This is a genomic window from Streptomyces sp. NBC_00358, from assembly GCF_036099295.1.
Classification (GTDB): Bacteria; Actinomycetota; Actinomycetes; order Streptomycetales; family Streptomycetaceae; genus Streptomyces.
The window spans coordinates 2911454-2926752 of sequence record NZ_CP107976.1 but is presented as its reverse complement, the minus strand read 5'-3'; the positions used below and the strand labels follow the sequence as shown (position 1 = coordinate 2926752).

Sequence of the window (15299 nt, the reverse complement as noted above, 5' to 3'; positions counted from 1 at the left end):
ACAGGCGCTCCGGTCCCGCTACTTGAGCGCCGCCAGGGCGATCCGCTGGGCCACCGGGTTCATCGACTCGCCCTTGGCGTCGGTGGAGTCGACCGAGTAGACGAGCGTGCGGGACAGGTTCCGGGTGGCCGCCACCACGGTGCTGTAGCCGTACCGGGCGCCCGACTTGAGCCAGTAGACCGTGCCCCCGTACTCGAACCGCTGGAGCCCGGCGCTCATGTCGGCGCCCTCGATGCCCGGGGGCACGGTGAACATCTCCTTCAACTGCCGTGCCGGGACCAGGTCTCCCTTGAACAGACGCGTGATCAGCCGTTCCAGGTCCGCCGTCGTGGAGATCATGTCGCCGGCCGCCCAGCGGTCCGCCTGGTTCCAGTCGGTGACGTCCACGAACGCCGTCGTGCCGTCGGGCCGGGGCACCGCCTGGTAACCGCGGTTGTGCGGCCCGTGGATGTACGGGTCGGTGCCCGGGAAGTACGTGTGACGCATCCCGGCGGGACCGAGGATCCGCCGGGCCGCCTCGTGCGCGTACGTGTGGCCGGTCACCTTCTCGATCAGCATGCCGAGGACCGTGTAGTTGATGTTCAGGTAGTCCTGCCGGGTGCCCGGCGCGAACTCCGGCCCCTTCGCCACCGCGGACGCCACGACCTCGCGCGGTGTCAGGGTGTCGAAGCGGTGCGCGTAGGCGTCCTCGAAGGCGTCGCCGAAGCCGTCACCGGACTGGATGCCGCTCGTGTGGTTGAGCAACTGCCGTACGGTGATGGGCTCGAAGGTGGACGGCAGCAGTCCGGGGAGGTACTTCTGCACGGGCGTCCCCAGCCCGACCCTGCCCTCGGCCGCGAGTTGGAGGACGACCGCCGCCGTGACGACCTTGGTGGTGGAACCGGCCCGGAAGCGGGCGTCCGGATCGGCCGCGCGCCCGCTCTCCAGATCGTGGACCCCCGCGCTGCCGCGCCACGTTCCGTCCGTGCCGCCGATCCGGACGAGCGCCGCCGTCGCGTCCGCGTCCGGGAGACCGGCCAGCGCGGCACGCAACGCGTCGGCGTCGGGCCCGGACGCCGACCGCGCCTCCGCCGTGGCCGAGGAGGCGAACGCCGGGGCGCCCAGCGGACCGGCCGCGAGACCGAGGGTGAGGGCGGCGGCAAGAACAACTGCTCGGCGGCGTACGGGCATTGAGGGCTCCTGATTGCGGTGTGCCGGAAGAGGACACCGCTCATCCTCCGGTCGTGCGCGATCCGCCGGATCCTCATCAGGCAGGGCACCGTCCCCTGTATCCGGGCCGGGGTCGCCCCTAAGGGACGGCTGCCCGTCGCGACCGCTGCCGTTCCCCCGGAGGGCGCGTGGTGCGTCGCCCAGGGCGGCGGCCGGTCACTCGACCACCCTGCCCGGACATCGGGGCGGCGGTCGTCGACACCGGCCGGGAGACCGCCGAGCCGGCGCGGCCGAACCCCGGTTCGGTGACTCCCGGTCCCTCCTCGCGCGGCCCCGGCGCCCGTTCAGTCCCTGCGCAGCGCCGTCAGCGTGTCGATGCGGTTGGTCGTGATCGAGTCGACGCCCAGGTCGAGCAGTCGGCGCATGGAGCGGTGGGTGTCCGGGGTCCACACGGAGAGCAGGTAGCCGTCGCGGTGGACACGGGCCGCGAGGTCCCGGTCCAGCAGCGGGAAGCGGTAGTTGAGCCAGCGCGGCCGTACGGCGTCGAGCAGCCCCCGGCGCGGCGGCGCCAGGGTCGTCCAGGTCAGCGCGATCTCCGCGGAGGTGTCGGCGCCCCGCACCGCGAGCATGGCGGGGGCGGCCCCGGTGTAGTACACCCGCTCCGCCGCCCCGCACGCCCGCACCACGTCCACGATTCCGCCTACGGCCTTGGTGTCCGCCGCTCCCGGCAGATCGACCATGACCCGGCTCCCGCCGGTCGCTTCGAGAGCCTCGGCCAGCGTCGGCACACCCCCCGCCGTGAGCCCGCGCACCTCCTCACCGGAGAGCGAACGCAGCGGCCGGTCGTGTCCCCACAGACGTCTGAGTGTCTCGTCGTGCAGGAGTACGGGTACGCGGTCGCGGGTGAGCCGTACGTCGATCTCGACGGCGTCCGCGCCCCGGTGGAGCGCGGAACGCAACGAGTCGATCGTGTTCTCACGGACGCGATAGGGGTCGCCGCGATGGGCGACTGCGGTCACGGTGCGCATGGGCCCATTGTGCTGGGTCAGAGCGCGAGCCAGGTCGCGGTGTACGTGTCGATCTCCGCGGCGAGTGCCGCTTTCCCCGCCTCGTCGAGGAACGACGCGTGCACCGCGTTCTTGGCGAGCGCGGCGACACCCCGCTCGTCGAGGCCGAGAAGACGGGCGGCCACCGCGTACTCGGTGTTGAGGTCGGTGCCGAACATCGGCGGGTCGTCGGAGTTGACGGTGACCGTCACCCCGGCCGCCACGAACTCCTTGACGGGGTGTTCGTCGAGCGTGCGGACCGCGCGGGTGGCGATGTTCGAGGTCGGGCAGACCTCCAGGGCGATGCCGTGCTCGGCGAGATGGGCGAGCAGCTTCGGGTCCTGCGCGGAACTCGTGCCGTGGCCGATGCGCTCGGCGCCGAGGAAGTTCAGCGCGTCCCAGACCGTCCCGGGGCCGGTCGTCTCACCGGCGTGCGGCACCGACCGCAGCCCCGCCGCGCGGGCCTGGTCGAAGTAGGGCTTGAACTGGGGCCTCGGCACGCCGACTTCGGGGCCGCCGAGTCCGAACGAGACCAGCCCCTCCGGCCGCAGCCGGTCGTCGGTGGCGAGCCGTACGGTCTCCTCGGCCGCCTCCAGACCGGCCTCGCCCGGGATGTCGAAGCACCAGCGCAGGACGACACCGAGTTCGGCCTCGGCGGCCTTGCGGGCGTCCTCGATCGCGTCCATGAAGGCGCGCTCGTCGATTCCGCGCCGCGTGGAGGACCACGGAGTGATCGTCAGCTCGGCGTAGCGGACCTGCTGGCGTGCCATGTCCCGGGCGACCTCGTACGTCAGCAGCCGGACGTCCTCGGGCGTGCGGACGAGATCCACGACCGACAGGTACACCTGGATGAAGTGGGCGAAGTCCGTGAACGTGAAGTAGTCCGCGAGCGCCTCGGGGTCGGTCGGCACCCGGGAGTCGGGGTGGCGGGCCGCGAGGGCGGACACGATGCGCGGGGAGGCGGAGCCGACGTGGTGGACGTGCAGTTCGGCCTTGGGCAGCCCGGCGATGAAGGCGTGCGGGTCGCGGAGGTCGTCGCGTGCGGTGATGTGCTCGGTCAAGGGGTTCCTCCCCGGAACGGCGTCCTTCGGCCGTGCTCGGCGGGACGCGGGTGATCGGCTGATCGATTGCTCAGGGATCATCGTAGGCGGCCCCCGCCGTCCGGACCCGGTGTGTCCCGCGCGGGCCTTCGTACGGCGGAGATCCCCGGAGCGGCACGGGCCGTAGCATGACGGAACGTACGAGAGAGGGGACCTGGCGCATGTCCGACGACGCCCAGACGCCGAACGCTCCACACGAGACGCCGGGCGCGTGGGCTCCGCCGGGCGGCCAGGAGAACCCGCGGTCCGCGCGTGACGTGTCCCCGTCCCCGTCCCCGTCCCCGGACACGGCGCCGGACGCCGGTCCGACGGCGGTGGTTCGGGACGCGGGCGACCGCACCCCGGCCACAGACCCGGAAGCCGGCCCGGCCCACGATCCGGCCGCCGGCCCGACGGACGCGATACCGGGGGCGGTTGACCGTCTCTCGGCCGCTGATGTGGTCACGGGCTCGGATGTCGGCCCGACGGACGCGGTACCGGGGGCGGGCGACCGTTTCCCGGTCAGCGATCCGGACGTTGGTCCGAAGGCCGGTCCGGAGGACGTGATACCGGAAGCGGGTCACGGCGTACCGGTCACCGGTCCGGACGCCGGTCCGGGCGAGGGCGCACCTCGTTCGGACAGCGGTCCGGGCATCGGCGCGGACGGCGGTCGGGACGGCGGCCCGGGGGCCGGTCCCCTCGCGAGTGCGCGGTGGCTGGACAGCGCCTTCGACGACGGACCGCAGGCCGCGACGCCCGCGGTGGGCGGCGTGTCCGGCCAGGGGCCGAGCGGTCCCGTGCCCGCGCAGGGCACCCCGCCGTTCGCCGCACCGGTCCCCGACGCCCGGGTCTCCCTCGGGAAGCAGGCCTTCGGCGGCGAACCCGAACCCGACCCCTGGGCACCGCCCGAGGAGATCGCCTCGGGCGGCTGGAGCGCGCCGGTGAGCGCCACGCCTCCTCCGGCCTACGGCCTGCCGACGATCACCTCGCTGCCCGGCGCGTCGGCCCCGCCCGGCCCCGGGAACCCCGGCGGACCCTCCTGGGACAACCCGTTCGCGCCCCCGGCGCCCCGCACTCCCTACCCGCAGCAGGTCCCCGGCGAGCCCGTCCCGCCGCCGCCGATCGCCCCGGACGGTCCGGGCCCCGCGTACAGGTACGGCTACCCGCAGTACCCCACCGCTCCCATGGGCGCCGGCTACCCCGGGGCACCGGGTTACGGCTGGCCGTTGAACCGGCCCGCGCCGAGCAACGGCATGGGGACCGCCGCGCTCGTACTGGGGATCATCGCCGCGGTCCTGTTCTGCGTATGGCCGCTGTCGATCGTGCTGGGCATCCTCGCCGTGATCTTCGGAATGGTCGGCCGGGCCAAGGCTCGCCGGGGTGAGGCGACCAACCCGGGGCAGGCGCTGGCCGGGATCATCTGCGGAGCCGTCGGCCTCGTCCTCGCTATCGTCCTGATCGTCCTGATCGCCGTCGCTCCGGACGACGGCGGCAGCGACGGCTCGGGTGGCGACGACGGTTTCTCCACGTCCCTGGTGACGCACCAGCCTTAGCGCCGACGGGCATCGGCGGGGTCAAGCGGTCGCCGGGGGTTCCTCGGCTGCGGTCGACCCGCCTCGGTCTCCGGGGTGGCGCAGGGCGCAGAGGAAGCCGACGGCGAGGGCGATGGCCATGCCGTAGAAGACCCATTGGTTGGCCTCGGCGAAGTCCATCCGCACGCCGGCCATCACCTCGCGCATGGTCGAGGCGGTGGCGCCGGTGCCGGTGGGCTGCCGTGCGTCGGAGTTGCCCGTGACCGCCTGGGCGATGTCGTGGGCCACACCGTGGGCCTGGGCCGACGACAGGCCGTGGGACTGGAGCGTCGAGACGACCTCGTCCGTCGTCCTGTGCGTGAGGATCGTGCCGAACACGGCCAGGCCCACGCTCGCCGCGTAGTTGCGGACGGTCTGGGTGATGCCGGTGACCTCGCCGTACGAGGCGCCGATGGACCGGTTGACGGCGTCCGTGGAGGCGGGCGCCAGGATGAACCCGATGCCGGCGCCGGCCAGCGCGACGTACGGCCACTGGTCGTGCATCGTCAGGTCGGTCAACTTGTGGGCCCAGAGGGCGAAGCCGACCGCGCCCAGGGCGGTGCCGATCTTCATGGCCGGCCGCGCGCCCTGTTTGTCCAGCATCCGGCCGCCCCACTGGGAGGCGATCGCGAAACCCGCGAAGAAGTACAGCAGGTACAGGGCCGCCTGGTTGGGCGAGGCGCTGAGGGAGACCTGCGCGTAGACCGACGCGAAGAAGAAGACCGGCACGAAGGCGAGCATGGCGAAGAAGAGCACCATGGAGTCCACGGTGAACGCCTTGTCCCGGAAGACCGCCAGGTTGACGAGCGGGTGGCTCCTGTCCCGTTCGTAGCGCCAGAAGAGGATCAGGACGAGAAGGCCGCCCGCGATGCAGGCCCAGGTCGCGACGCTGCCCCAGCCCCAGGACGAGGCCTGCTGGAAGCCGAGCACGCTCAGGCCCATGCCGGCCGCGATCAGCACGGCCCCGACGCCGTCCAGCGACTCGTCCCGCCGCCGGTCGGGAATGTGCGCCAGCACCGTCAGCACCAGGGCCACGACGGCGACGGGCACGTTGACCCAGAAGATCGCTCTCCAGGTCCACGAGGTGAGCCAGCCGCCCAGCAGCGGGCCGATGGCCGTCAGCGCCCCGGACAGCCCGAAGAACAACGCCAGGGCCCGGCCGCGCCGCTCGACCGGGAACACCGCCACGACCACGGCGAGTGCCGCGGGGAAGAGGAGAGCGGCGCCCAGGCCCTGGGTCGCCCGGAAGACGATCAGCCAGGTCTGCGCGAAATCCCCCTTGGGCACGCATCCGCAGAGCACCGAGGAGATGACGAACACGAGGGTCCCGGCGACGACGACACGGCGTGGCCCGAACAGGTCGGCCAGGCGTCCGCCGAGGGCGAAGAACGCGGCCAGCGACAACAGGTAGGCGTTCACCACCCACTGCATCCCGGAGGCCGACAGGCCCAGCTCGCGGACGATGTCCGGCGCGGCGATGGAGACGATCGTCTGGTCGATGAACGTCATCGCCACGGCGAAGAGCATCGCCGCCAGCGCCAGTGACTGGCGGGGCGCGGTGGGCGTGACGTCGTTTCGCTCTGCGTGGATGCCGCTCACACGCACAGTTTTGGCCGGTTGGGACACCCCCGCATCCGCAGCCACCGGTACCGGGACGCGCGGACGACGCGCCTCGGCGGTAGGCGGTGACGCGAAGGGCGGACGGGCCCCGGGACGGGTTCTAGGAGCCGTCCGCTTCCGCCGGTGCGTCGGCCCCGCTCGGCCCGGACGGTGGGTCGGCCCGGCTCAGCCGCTCGCGTGCCTCCATCAGGGCGAAGCCCAGCAGGTTCGGACCCCGCCAGCGGCGCGGGTCCGACGCTCCCTCGTCGGTCGCGGCGAGTCCGATGCCCCAGACCCGGTCCATGGGGCTCGCCTCGACCAGTATTCGGCCGCCCGTGCCCAGCAGGAACGCCCGCAGGTCGGCGTGGGCGGAGAACTTGTGGACGCTGCCCTCGACCACGATCCCGAAGCGCTCGCGCTGCCATATGGCGTCGTCGAAGCCGCGCACCAGCCGCCCGGCCTTCTTGGCCACCGCCGGGTTCGGCGCGTCGATCGCCAGGCGCTCGGCCTCGGCGTCCCCGAAGAGGCGCGCCTTGGCCGCCATCATCCAGTGCTCCGCCGTCGCGTATCCGACACCTTCGACCACGAAGGGTGACGGCCACCACTGGCTGAGACAGCTCGGCCCCACCTGTCCGTCCGCCCTCGGACGGTGCCCCCAGAAGTGCAGGTACTTCACCCGCGTCCCCGACTCCACAGCACTGACCAGTGCTTCCCGCGACTCGATCTTCCCCATGCACGCCACTGTGGCACGCACCACTGACATTCCGTCCCGCCTTTCCCCGGAGGACTCGACACCTGGTCGAAGGATTCCGTCGCGTAACCAAAAGGCAACAACGGAATCACTTGTTGGAGTCCCTTTGCTCTGTCAGGATCGGCACTCAAATCGAGCTGGAGCTACGCCGACCCCCGTCTCGACGGGGAGGACGGCGGAGGAGAGCGACATGCACAATCCGGGCCATCGCTTCCAGGCGCAGGACCGCCTCGCGGACGGCGCGCAGTACATCGGAGGCCGTCTCACCAAGGGCACCTCCGGTCGTACGCACGCGGTCGTGAACCCTGCCACCGGCGAAGAGGTGTACACGTACGAGCTGGCGGGCACCGCCGACGTGGACGCGGCCGTCGCGGCCGCCCGCGCCGCGTTCCCCGGCTGGGCGGGAGCCACCCCCGGGGAGCGTTCCGACGCGCTGCACCGCTTCGCCGCCGTGCTCGCGGAGCGCGCCGAGGAGTTCGCCCAGGCCGAGTCGCTGCAGTGCGGAAAGCCCCTCAAGCTGACCCGAGAGTTCGACGTACCGGGAACCATCGACAACACCGCCTTCTTCGCGGGGGCGGCCCGGCATCTGCAGGGCCAGTCGGCCGGTGAGTACTCCGGTGACCACACCTCGTACGTACGCAGGGAACCCATCGGCGTCGTCGGCTCCATCGCGCCCTGGAACTACCCGCTCCAGATGGCCGCATGGAAGATCCTCCCCGCCGTCGCGGCCGGCAACACGATCGTGCTGAAGCCCGCCGAACTGACCCCGCTCACCTCCCTGCTGTTCGCCGAGGCGGCCACCCACGCGGGCATCCCGGACGGCGTCATCAACATCGTCACGGGCCTGGGCAAGGAGGCCGGTGAGCACCTCGTCGGCCACCCCGACGTCGCCATGACGTCCTTCACCGGGTCGACCGCCGTCGGCAAGCGCGTCGCCGAGATCGCCACCTCGACCGTCAAGCGCCTCCACCTGGAACTCGGCGGCAAGGCACCCTTCCTCGTCTTCGACGACGCGGACCTGGAGGCCGCCGTGCACGGCGCGGTCGCCGGCTCGCTCATCAACACGGGCCAGGACTGCACGGCCGCCACGCGCGCGTACGTGCAGAGGCCGCTCTACGAAGCGTTCGTGGAGCGCACCGGCGCCCTGATGGCGAGCGTCCGCGTGGGCGACCCCTTCGCGCCCGGCACCGACCTCGGCCCGCTCATCTCGCACGCCCAGCGCGACCGCGTCGCCGGATTCGTCGACCGGGCCCGCGGCTACGCGCGCGTGGTCACCGGCGGGGAGGCACCACAGGGGGAGCTCAAGAGCGGTGCGTACTATGCGCCCACGCTCGTCGCCGACGCCGGGCAGGACAGCGAGATCGTGCAGGCCGAGATCTTCGGCCCGGTCCTCGTGGTGCTCCCCTTCGACACCGACGAAGAGGGCATCGCGCTGGCCAACGACACACCGTACGGACTCGCGGCCTCCGCCTGGACCCGTGATGTCTACCGTGCCAACCGCGCGACCCGCGAGATCAAGGCCGGCTGCGTGTGGGTCAACGACCACATTCCGATCATCAGCGAGATGCCGCACGGCGGTTACAAGGCGTCCGGCTTCGGCAAGGACATGTCCGCCTACTCCTTCGAGGAGTACACACAGGTCAAGCACGTCATGTTCGACAACACCGCGGTGGCCAGGAAGGACTGGCACCGCACGGTCTTCGGGGACCGGCCGTAGCACGTCCACCCGCTACGGCCCTGTGGCAGACCAGGCCGCGACCACGGCCGCGACCCTTCCGAAAGGGCATCAGAGCATGGAGCAGTACGAGCCCGAACGCCTGTCCCCGGTACAACTGGCCGCCATGCGGCGCAGCTTCCGGAACGGCAGGGCGGCCCTCACCCGCCGGTCACTGCTGCGCGCCTCGGCGGGCGGTGCGCTGGCCGTCGGCGGCCTCGGGGCACTGAGCGGCTGCGGGATCCCCGCGGCCGGCAGGACCCAGGGCGGCACGTCCGCCCAGGACCACTCGGCCACGGAGAAGACCCTCAACTTCTCCAACTGGACCGAGTACATCGACCTCGACGACAGCGGCAAGCACCATCCGACGCTGGACACCTTCCGCAGGCGGACCGGTATCTCGGTGAAGTACACCGAGGACATCAACGACAACAACGAGTTCTTCGCCAAGATCAAGCCGCAGCTCGCGGCGGGCCAGGACACCGGCCGCGACCTGATGGTCCTCACCGACTGGCTGGCCGCGCGCGTGATCCGCCTCGGCTGGGTCCAGAAGCTCGACCCGTCCAACCTGCCGCACGCCTACACCAACCTGTCGCCGCAGTTCCGCAATCCGGACTGGGACCCGGGACGCGCCTACTCGTACCCGTGGCAGGGCATCCCGACGATCGTCGCCTTCAACAAGAAGGCGCTCGACGGGATCGAGGTGAAGTCGGTCTCCGACCTCCTCGACAACCCGAAGCTGAAGGGCCGGGTCTCGTTCCTGTCCGAGATGCGCGACACCATGGGCATGACCCTGCTCGACATGGGCAAGGACCCGGCGAAGTTCACCGACGACGACTTCGACGCGGCGACAGCCCGGCTCCAGAAGGCCGTCGACAAGGGCCAGATCCGCCGCTTCACCGGGAACGACTACACGTCCGACCTGACCAAGGGCGACATCGCGGCCTGTGTGGCCTGGGCCGGCGACATCGTCCAGCTCAAGAACGACAGCCCGGACGTCGACTTCGTCATCCCGGACAGCGGCTACATGACGTCGACCGACAACCTGCTGGTCCCCAACAGGGCGCGTCACAAGACGAACGCCGAGCGGCTGATCGACTTCTACTACGAGCCTCAGCAGGCCGCCGAGCTCGCCGCGTACATCAACTACGCGACTCCGGTCGAAGGAGTGAAGCCCTACCTCGCCAAGATCGACCAGGACGCGGCGAACAACCCGCTGATCGTCCCCGACAAGGCCATGCAGGCCCGGTCCCACGCCTTCCGCTCACTGAGCGCGAAGGAAGAGACGGCCTACGAAGAGAAGTTCGCGAAGCTCACAGGGGCGTGACGATCATGACGACAGAGAACAGCGGCGACGTCCGCCTCACCGGGATCAGCAAGACCTACGACAACGGCTTCACGGCCGTACAACCGCTCGACCTGACCGTGCCGCACGGCTCCTTCTTCGCCCTGCTCGGTGCCTCGGGCTGCGGCAAGACCACCACCCTGCGCATGATCGCCGGTCTGGAGGAACCTTCCTCCGGCACCGTGCACCTCGGCGACCAGGAGGTGACGAACCTGCCGCCGTACAAGCGGCCGGTGAACACCGTCTTCCAGTCGTACGCGCTCTTCCCGCACCTGGACATCTTCGAGAACGTCGCCTTCGGCCTGCGCCGGCGCGGGATCAAGAGCGTCAAGAAGCAGGTCGACGACATGCTCGACCTCGTCCAGCTCGGCGAGCAGGCGCGCAAGAAGCCCCACCAGCTCTCCGGCGGCCAGCAGCAGCGTGTCGCCGTCGCCCGCGCCCTGATCAACCACCCCAAGGTGCTGCTCCTCGACGAGCCGCTGGGCGCCCTCGACCTCAAGCTGCGCCGCCAGATGCAGCTTGAGCTCAAGCGGATCCAGACCGAGGTCGGCATCACCTTCGTCCATGTCACGCACGACCAGGAGGAGGCCATGACCATGGCCGACACGGTCGCCGTGATGAACGCGGGCCGTGTCGAACAGCTCGGCGCGCCCGCCGACCTCTACGAGAACCCGAACACCACGTTCGTCGCCAACTTCCTCGGCACCTCGAACCTCATCGAGGCCGAGGTCGACTCCACGAGCGGCACGGACATCGTCCTGAAGGCGGGCGGCGGCAAGCTGGTGCTGCCCGAGGCACGCTGTTCCGCCCCGGCGCGCCCCGGCGGCAAGGTGCTCGTCGGTGTCCGCCCGGAGAAGATCACCCTCACGCACGCCGACGACGCCGGCGAGATACCCGTCGGCCGCAACCGGATCACCGGCAGGATCGCCGACTCCAGCTTCATCGGCGTCTCCACGCAGTACGTCATCGACAGCCCCGTGTGCCCCGAGTTCGAGGTCTACGCCCAGAACATCGAGCGCGACTCCCGGCTGGTGCCCGGCGCGGAAGTCGTCCTGCACTGGAGCCCGGCGCACACGTTCGGTCTCGACGCGGCTCAGTCCCTGCTTGCCGGGACAGCGGGCTCCGCGGGTGTCGACACGGCCGAGGAGGAGGCCGCCTGATGGCCGTCGTCACCGAGGCGCCACCCGTGACGCCGATCCCCGAGAAGAAGCCGCCGCGCAAGCGCGGCAAATGGACCCCGTACTGGCTGCTGCTGCCCGGCCTGCTCTGGCTGGTCGTCTTCTTCGCGCTGCCGATGATCTACCAGGCCTCCACGTCCGTGCAGACGGGCTCCCTGGAGTCGGGCTACAAGGTCACCTGGCACTTCGTGACCTACTGGGACTCGCTCACCGAGTACTGGCCGCAGTTCCTGCGCTCGGTCCTCTACGCGGCCGCCGCCACGGTCCTGTGCCTGCTGCTCGGCTACCCGCTGGCCTATCTGATCGCCTTCCGCGCGGGCCGCTGGCGCAACCTGATCATGATCCTGGTGATCGCCCCGTTCTTCACCAGCTTCCTGATCCGCACCCTGGCCTGGAAGACGATCCTGGCCGACAGCGGCCCGGTCGTGCACACGCTGAACGCGTTGCACGTCCTGAGCGTCACGGACTGGCTCGGCTGGACCGCCGGCGACCGGGTCCTGGCGACACCACTCGCCGTCGTGTGCGGTCTGACGTACAACTTCCTGCCGTTCATGATCCTTCCGCTCTACACCTCGCTGGAGCGCATCGACGGCCGGCTGCACGAGGCCGCGGGCGACCTGTACGCGAAGCCGTGGACGACCTTCCGCAAGGTCACCTTCCCGCTGTCGATGCCCGGCGTGGTCTCCGGAACGCTCCTCACCTTCATCCCGGCGGCCGGTGACTACGTGAACGCGGAACTCCTCGGATCGACCGACACCCGCATGATCGGCAACGTCATCCAGACCCAGTTCCTGAGGATCCTGGACTATCCGACGGCCGCCGCCCTCTCCTTCATCCTCATGGCCGCGATCCTGCTCATGGTCACGGTCTACATCCGCCGGTCCGGGACGGAGGATCTGGTCTAAATGTCCGTCGTCACCTGGTTCAAGCGCCATCTCGTCGTCATCGCGGGACTGCTGACCCTCGGCTATCTGCTGCTGCCGAACGTCGTCGTCACCGTGTTCTCCTTCAACAAGCCGAAGGGCCGCTTCAATTACGAGTGGCAGCAGTTCTCCACGGACGCCTGGAAGGATCCGTGCGGCGTCGCCGACATGTGCGGCTCGCTCGGACTCAGCCTCCAGATCGCCGTCTGGGCGACGATCGGGGCCACCGTCCTCGGCACGATGATCGCCTTCGCGCTCGTCCGCTACCGCTTCCGCGCACGCGGCGCCGTGAACTCGCTGATCTTCCTGCCGATGGCGATGCCCGAGGTCGTCATGGCCGCCTCGCTGCTGACCCTGTTCCTCAACATGGGCGCCCAGCTCGGCTTCTGGACGATCCTGATCGCCCACATCATGTTCTGCCTCAGCTTCGTCGTGACGGCCGTCAAGGCCCGTGTCATGTCGATGGACCCGCGCCTGGAGCAGGCCGCCCAGGACCTCTACGCCGGCCCGGCGCAGACGTTCCTGCGCGTCACCCTGCCCATCGCGGCCCCCGGAATCGCCGCGGGCGCGCTGCTGGCCTTCGCGCTCTCCTTCGACGATTTCATCATCACCAATTTCAACGCGGGCTCGACCGTCACGTTCCCCATGTTCGTCTGGGGTTCGGCACAGCGCGGAACACCCGTTCAGATCAATGTCATCGGTACGGCCATGTTCCTCGTCGCCGTACTGTTCGTCCTGTCCGGAATGATCATCGGAAATCGCCGGAACAGGCAGAAGGCATAACGCTCGTCACCTTTGTAGGGAGTTGAAATCATGGCCCCAAGCGCCATGACCCGTGGTAATCAGTGGACGAAATCCCTTTCCGACGTCCAGCCGGTCTCCTACTGGCTGGACGACCCCGGCAAACCCCGCCCCGAGCCCGCCCTCACCGGCGCCGAGACCTGCGATCTGCTGGTCGTCGGCGGAGGCTACAGCGGACTGTGGACCGCGCTGATCGCCAAGGAGCGCGACCCCGGGCGGGATGTCGTCCTGGTGGAGGGCCGCGAGGTGGGCTGGGCCGCCTCGGGCCGCAACGGCGGCTTCTGCGCCGCCTCCCTCACCCACGGTCTGTCCAACGGGCTCACCCGCTGGCCGGACGAGATCGCGAAACTGGAGGAGCTGGGCGCCCGCAACCTCGACGAGATCGAGGCGGCCGTCGCCCGCTACTCCCTCGACTGCGACTTCGAGCGCAGCGGTGAGATCGACGTCGCCACCGAGCCGCATCAGGCGGCCGAACTGCGCGAGTGGCACCAGGAACTGGAACGCAGGGGCCTCGCCGAGGGCATCGAGTTCCTCGACACCGACGCGGTACGGGAACAGGTCGACTCCCCGACCTTCCTGGCCGGGCTGCACGACCGCCGCGGGGTCGCCATGCTCCATCCGGCGAAGCTGGCGTGGGGTCTGAAGCGGGCCTGCAAGTCCCTCGGAGTGCGGGTCTACGAACACACACCCGCCCTCGCGCTGAAGCCGTCCGGCGCCGGAATGGCCGTCCGCACGCCGTACGGCTCGGTCCGCGCCCGCCGGGTGGCCCTCGGCACCAACATCTTCCCCAACCTGGTCAAGCGCGTCCGCCCGTACACCGTCCCGGTCTACGACTACGCGCTGATGACCGAGCCGCTCACCGCCGACCAGCTGGCCTCCGTCGGCTGGAAGAACCGCCAGGGACTCGGCGACTCGGCCAACCAGTTCCACTATTTCCGGCTGTCGGCCGACAACCGGATCCTGTGGGGCGGCTACGACGCGATCTACCCGTACGGCGGCCGGCTGAACGCCGAGCACGACGACCGCCCCGAGACGTACGCCAAGCTCGCCGGGCACTTCTTCACCTGCTTCCCGCAACTGGAGGGCGTCCGCTTCTCGCACGCCTGGGGCGGCGCGATCGACACCTGCTCGCGGTTCTCGGCGTTCTTCGGCAGCGCCCACCAGGGCAAGGTCGCGTACGCGGCGGGCTACACGGGCCTCGGCGTGGGCGCCACCCGCTTCGGCGCCGACGTGATGCTCGACCTGCTGGCGGGGGAGCGCACCGAACGCACCGAGCTGGAGATGGTCCGCAGGAAGCCGCTGCCGTTCCCGCCCGAGCCCTTCGCCTGGACCGGTATCGCGCTCACCAAGTGGTCGCTGGCACGGGCGGACGCGCACGGCGGCCGGCGCAATCTGTGGCTGAGGTCGATGGACAGGCTGGGCCTCGGCTTCGACAGCTGAGGGCGCTCGCGTCCGGACGTGACCCGGCGGCGTACCTCGCTCGCCGGCCGCGTGTGCTGAATTTTTGTCAATTGGTTGCCGGAACCCGCGTAATGACCGGCCGGGACCTCCCTCTCCACTGTGACGCGACCGGCGTCGACACGAGAGGGAGGTTCCGTCATGACAGGGCCCAAGGCGGCGGTCGAGTGGCTGGCATCCGTGGCTCCGGATCCCGAGGCCTGCCGCTGGGAGTGGGAGCGCAATCCGCGGGGGATCGCGCTGCTGCCCGCGGGGAAGGCCTGGGACGTCCTGATCCTGCCGGGCGAGCTCGGCTATCCGACCCTGGACGTACTGACCCGGGTGATCGACCAGCCCGGGCCGGTGCTCGTCGACTTCGGCGACGCCCGGATGGGCTTCTTCGTGCCCGCGGGCACCGCGGCCCGGTGGCTCGGTACGGGGGTGCGCACGGCGGGCCACGGCACCTGGATCGTGGTGCCGTACCCGGGACGGTCGACCGGAGGGGTCCGCTGGCTGGTCCCGCCGGACGGCTCGGGCACGCTCACCGACCCGGCCCTGCTCGAACTGGCCATGCACGAGGCCGCGGCGGGCCTCGCCGGGAACGAGGACCGACGGCGCTGAGCGGCCGGGCCGGACGGCCGTCCGCGGTCCGGCCCGGCGCCCGCGGGAAGCCGGGTCCGGCGACCGTACGCGGTCCGGCCCGGCC

Annotated in this window: 12 protein-coding genes and 1 pseudogene; 8 read left to right on the top strand and 5 right to left on the bottom strand. The window is 70.6% G+C overall.

What is annotated here, in order from left to right:
- Window positions 1–18: 18 nt before the first annotated feature.
- The 3 genes and pseudogenes from OHT01_RS11995 to OHT01_RS11985 all read right to left on the bottom strand — a co-directional run bounded on the left by OHT01_RS11995 (window position 19) and on the right by OHT01_RS11985 (window position 3323).
- Window positions 19–1170 carry a serine hydrolase domain-containing protein gene (locus OHT01_RS11995; RefSeq protein WP_328553131.1) on the bottom strand — a complete coding sequence of 384 codons (1152 nt, stop codon included), beginning with the start codon at window positions 1168–1170 and terminating at the stop codon, window positions 19–21.
- Between the two features lie 323 nt (window positions 1171–1493).
- A complete protein-coding gene (locus OHT01_RS11990; protein WP_328553130.1) occupies window positions 1494–2177 on the bottom strand; it encodes a glycerophosphodiester phosphodiesterase in 684 nt (227 codons plus the stop codon).
- Between the two features lie 17 nt (window positions 2178–2194).
- Window positions 2195–3323 (bottom strand): annotated as a pseudogene (locus OHT01_RS11985) (adenosine deaminase).
- Window positions 3324–3456: 133 nt separating this feature from the next.
- On the opposite strand from OHT01_RS11985, the gene OHT01_RS11980 reads away from it, so the two are divergent.
- Window positions 3457–4827, top strand: a complete 1371-nt coding sequence (locus OHT01_RS11980; protein ID WP_328553129.1) for a DUF4190 domain-containing protein — start codon at window positions 3457–3459, stop codon at window positions 4825–4827.
- Between the two features lie 21 nt (window positions 4828–4848).
- Here the strand turns inward: OHT01_RS11980 and OHT01_RS11975 are convergent, their stop codons facing one another.
- Entirely contained in the window at window positions 4849–6372 is a 1524-nt protein-coding gene (locus tag OHT01_RS11975) for an MFS transporter (RefSeq protein ID WP_328558092.1), read from the bottom strand.
- Between the two features lie 193 nt (window positions 6373–6565).
- A complete protein-coding gene (locus tag OHT01_RS11970) occupies window positions 6566–7207 on the bottom strand; it encodes an NADAR family protein (RefSeq protein WP_405915974.1) in 642 nt (213 codons plus the stop codon).
- A gap of 178 nt (window positions 7208–7385) precedes the next feature.
- Between OHT01_RS11970 and OHT01_RS11965 the strand changes: the two genes are divergently transcribed.
- The 7 genes from OHT01_RS11965 to OHT01_RS11935 all read left to right on the top strand — a co-directional run bounded on the left by OHT01_RS11965 (window position 7386) and on the right by OHT01_RS11935 (window position 15214).
- Window positions 7386–8912: a gamma-aminobutyraldehyde dehydrogenase gene (locus OHT01_RS11965; RefSeq protein WP_328553127.1), complete on the top strand. Its 1527-nt coding sequence runs from the start codon at window positions 7386–7388 to the stop codon at window positions 8910–8912.
- A 76-nt stretch (window positions 8913–8988) separates the two neighbouring features.
- Complete coding sequence (locus OHT01_RS11960) at window positions 8989–10236, top strand: polyamine ABC transporter substrate-binding protein (protein WP_328553126.1); 1248 nt, start codon at window positions 8989–8991, stop codon at window positions 10234–10236.
- A gap of 5 nt (window positions 10237–10241) precedes the next feature.
- Window positions 10242–11414 carry an ABC transporter ATP-binding protein gene (locus tag OHT01_RS11955; protein ID WP_328553125.1) on the top strand — a complete coding sequence of 391 codons (1173 nt, stop codon included), beginning with the start codon at window positions 10242–10244 and terminating at the stop codon, window positions 11412–11414.
- On the top strand, window positions 11414–12337 hold the full coding sequence (locus tag OHT01_RS11950) for an ABC transporter permease (protein WP_328553124.1): 924 nt from the start codon (window positions 11414–11416) through the stop codon (window positions 12335–12337). Before OHT01_RS11955 ends, OHT01_RS11950 begins: the two co-directional genes overlap by 1 nt.
- Window positions 12338–13138: an ABC transporter permease gene (locus tag OHT01_RS11945; RefSeq protein WP_328553123.1), complete on the top strand. Its 801-nt coding sequence runs from the start codon at window positions 12338–12340 to the stop codon at window positions 13136–13138.
- 30 nt (window positions 13139–13168) lie between these two features.
- Window positions 13169–14596, top strand: a complete 1428-nt coding sequence (locus OHT01_RS11940) for an NAD(P)/FAD-dependent oxidoreductase (protein ID WP_328553122.1) — start codon at window positions 13169–13171, stop codon at window positions 14594–14596.
- A 159-nt stretch (window positions 14597–14755) separates the two neighbouring features.
- On the top strand, window positions 14756–15214 hold the full coding sequence (locus OHT01_RS11935) for a hypothetical protein (protein ID WP_328553121.1): 459 nt from the start codon (window positions 14756–14758) through the stop codon (window positions 15212–15214).
- Window positions 15215–15299: the final 85 nt, after the last annotated feature.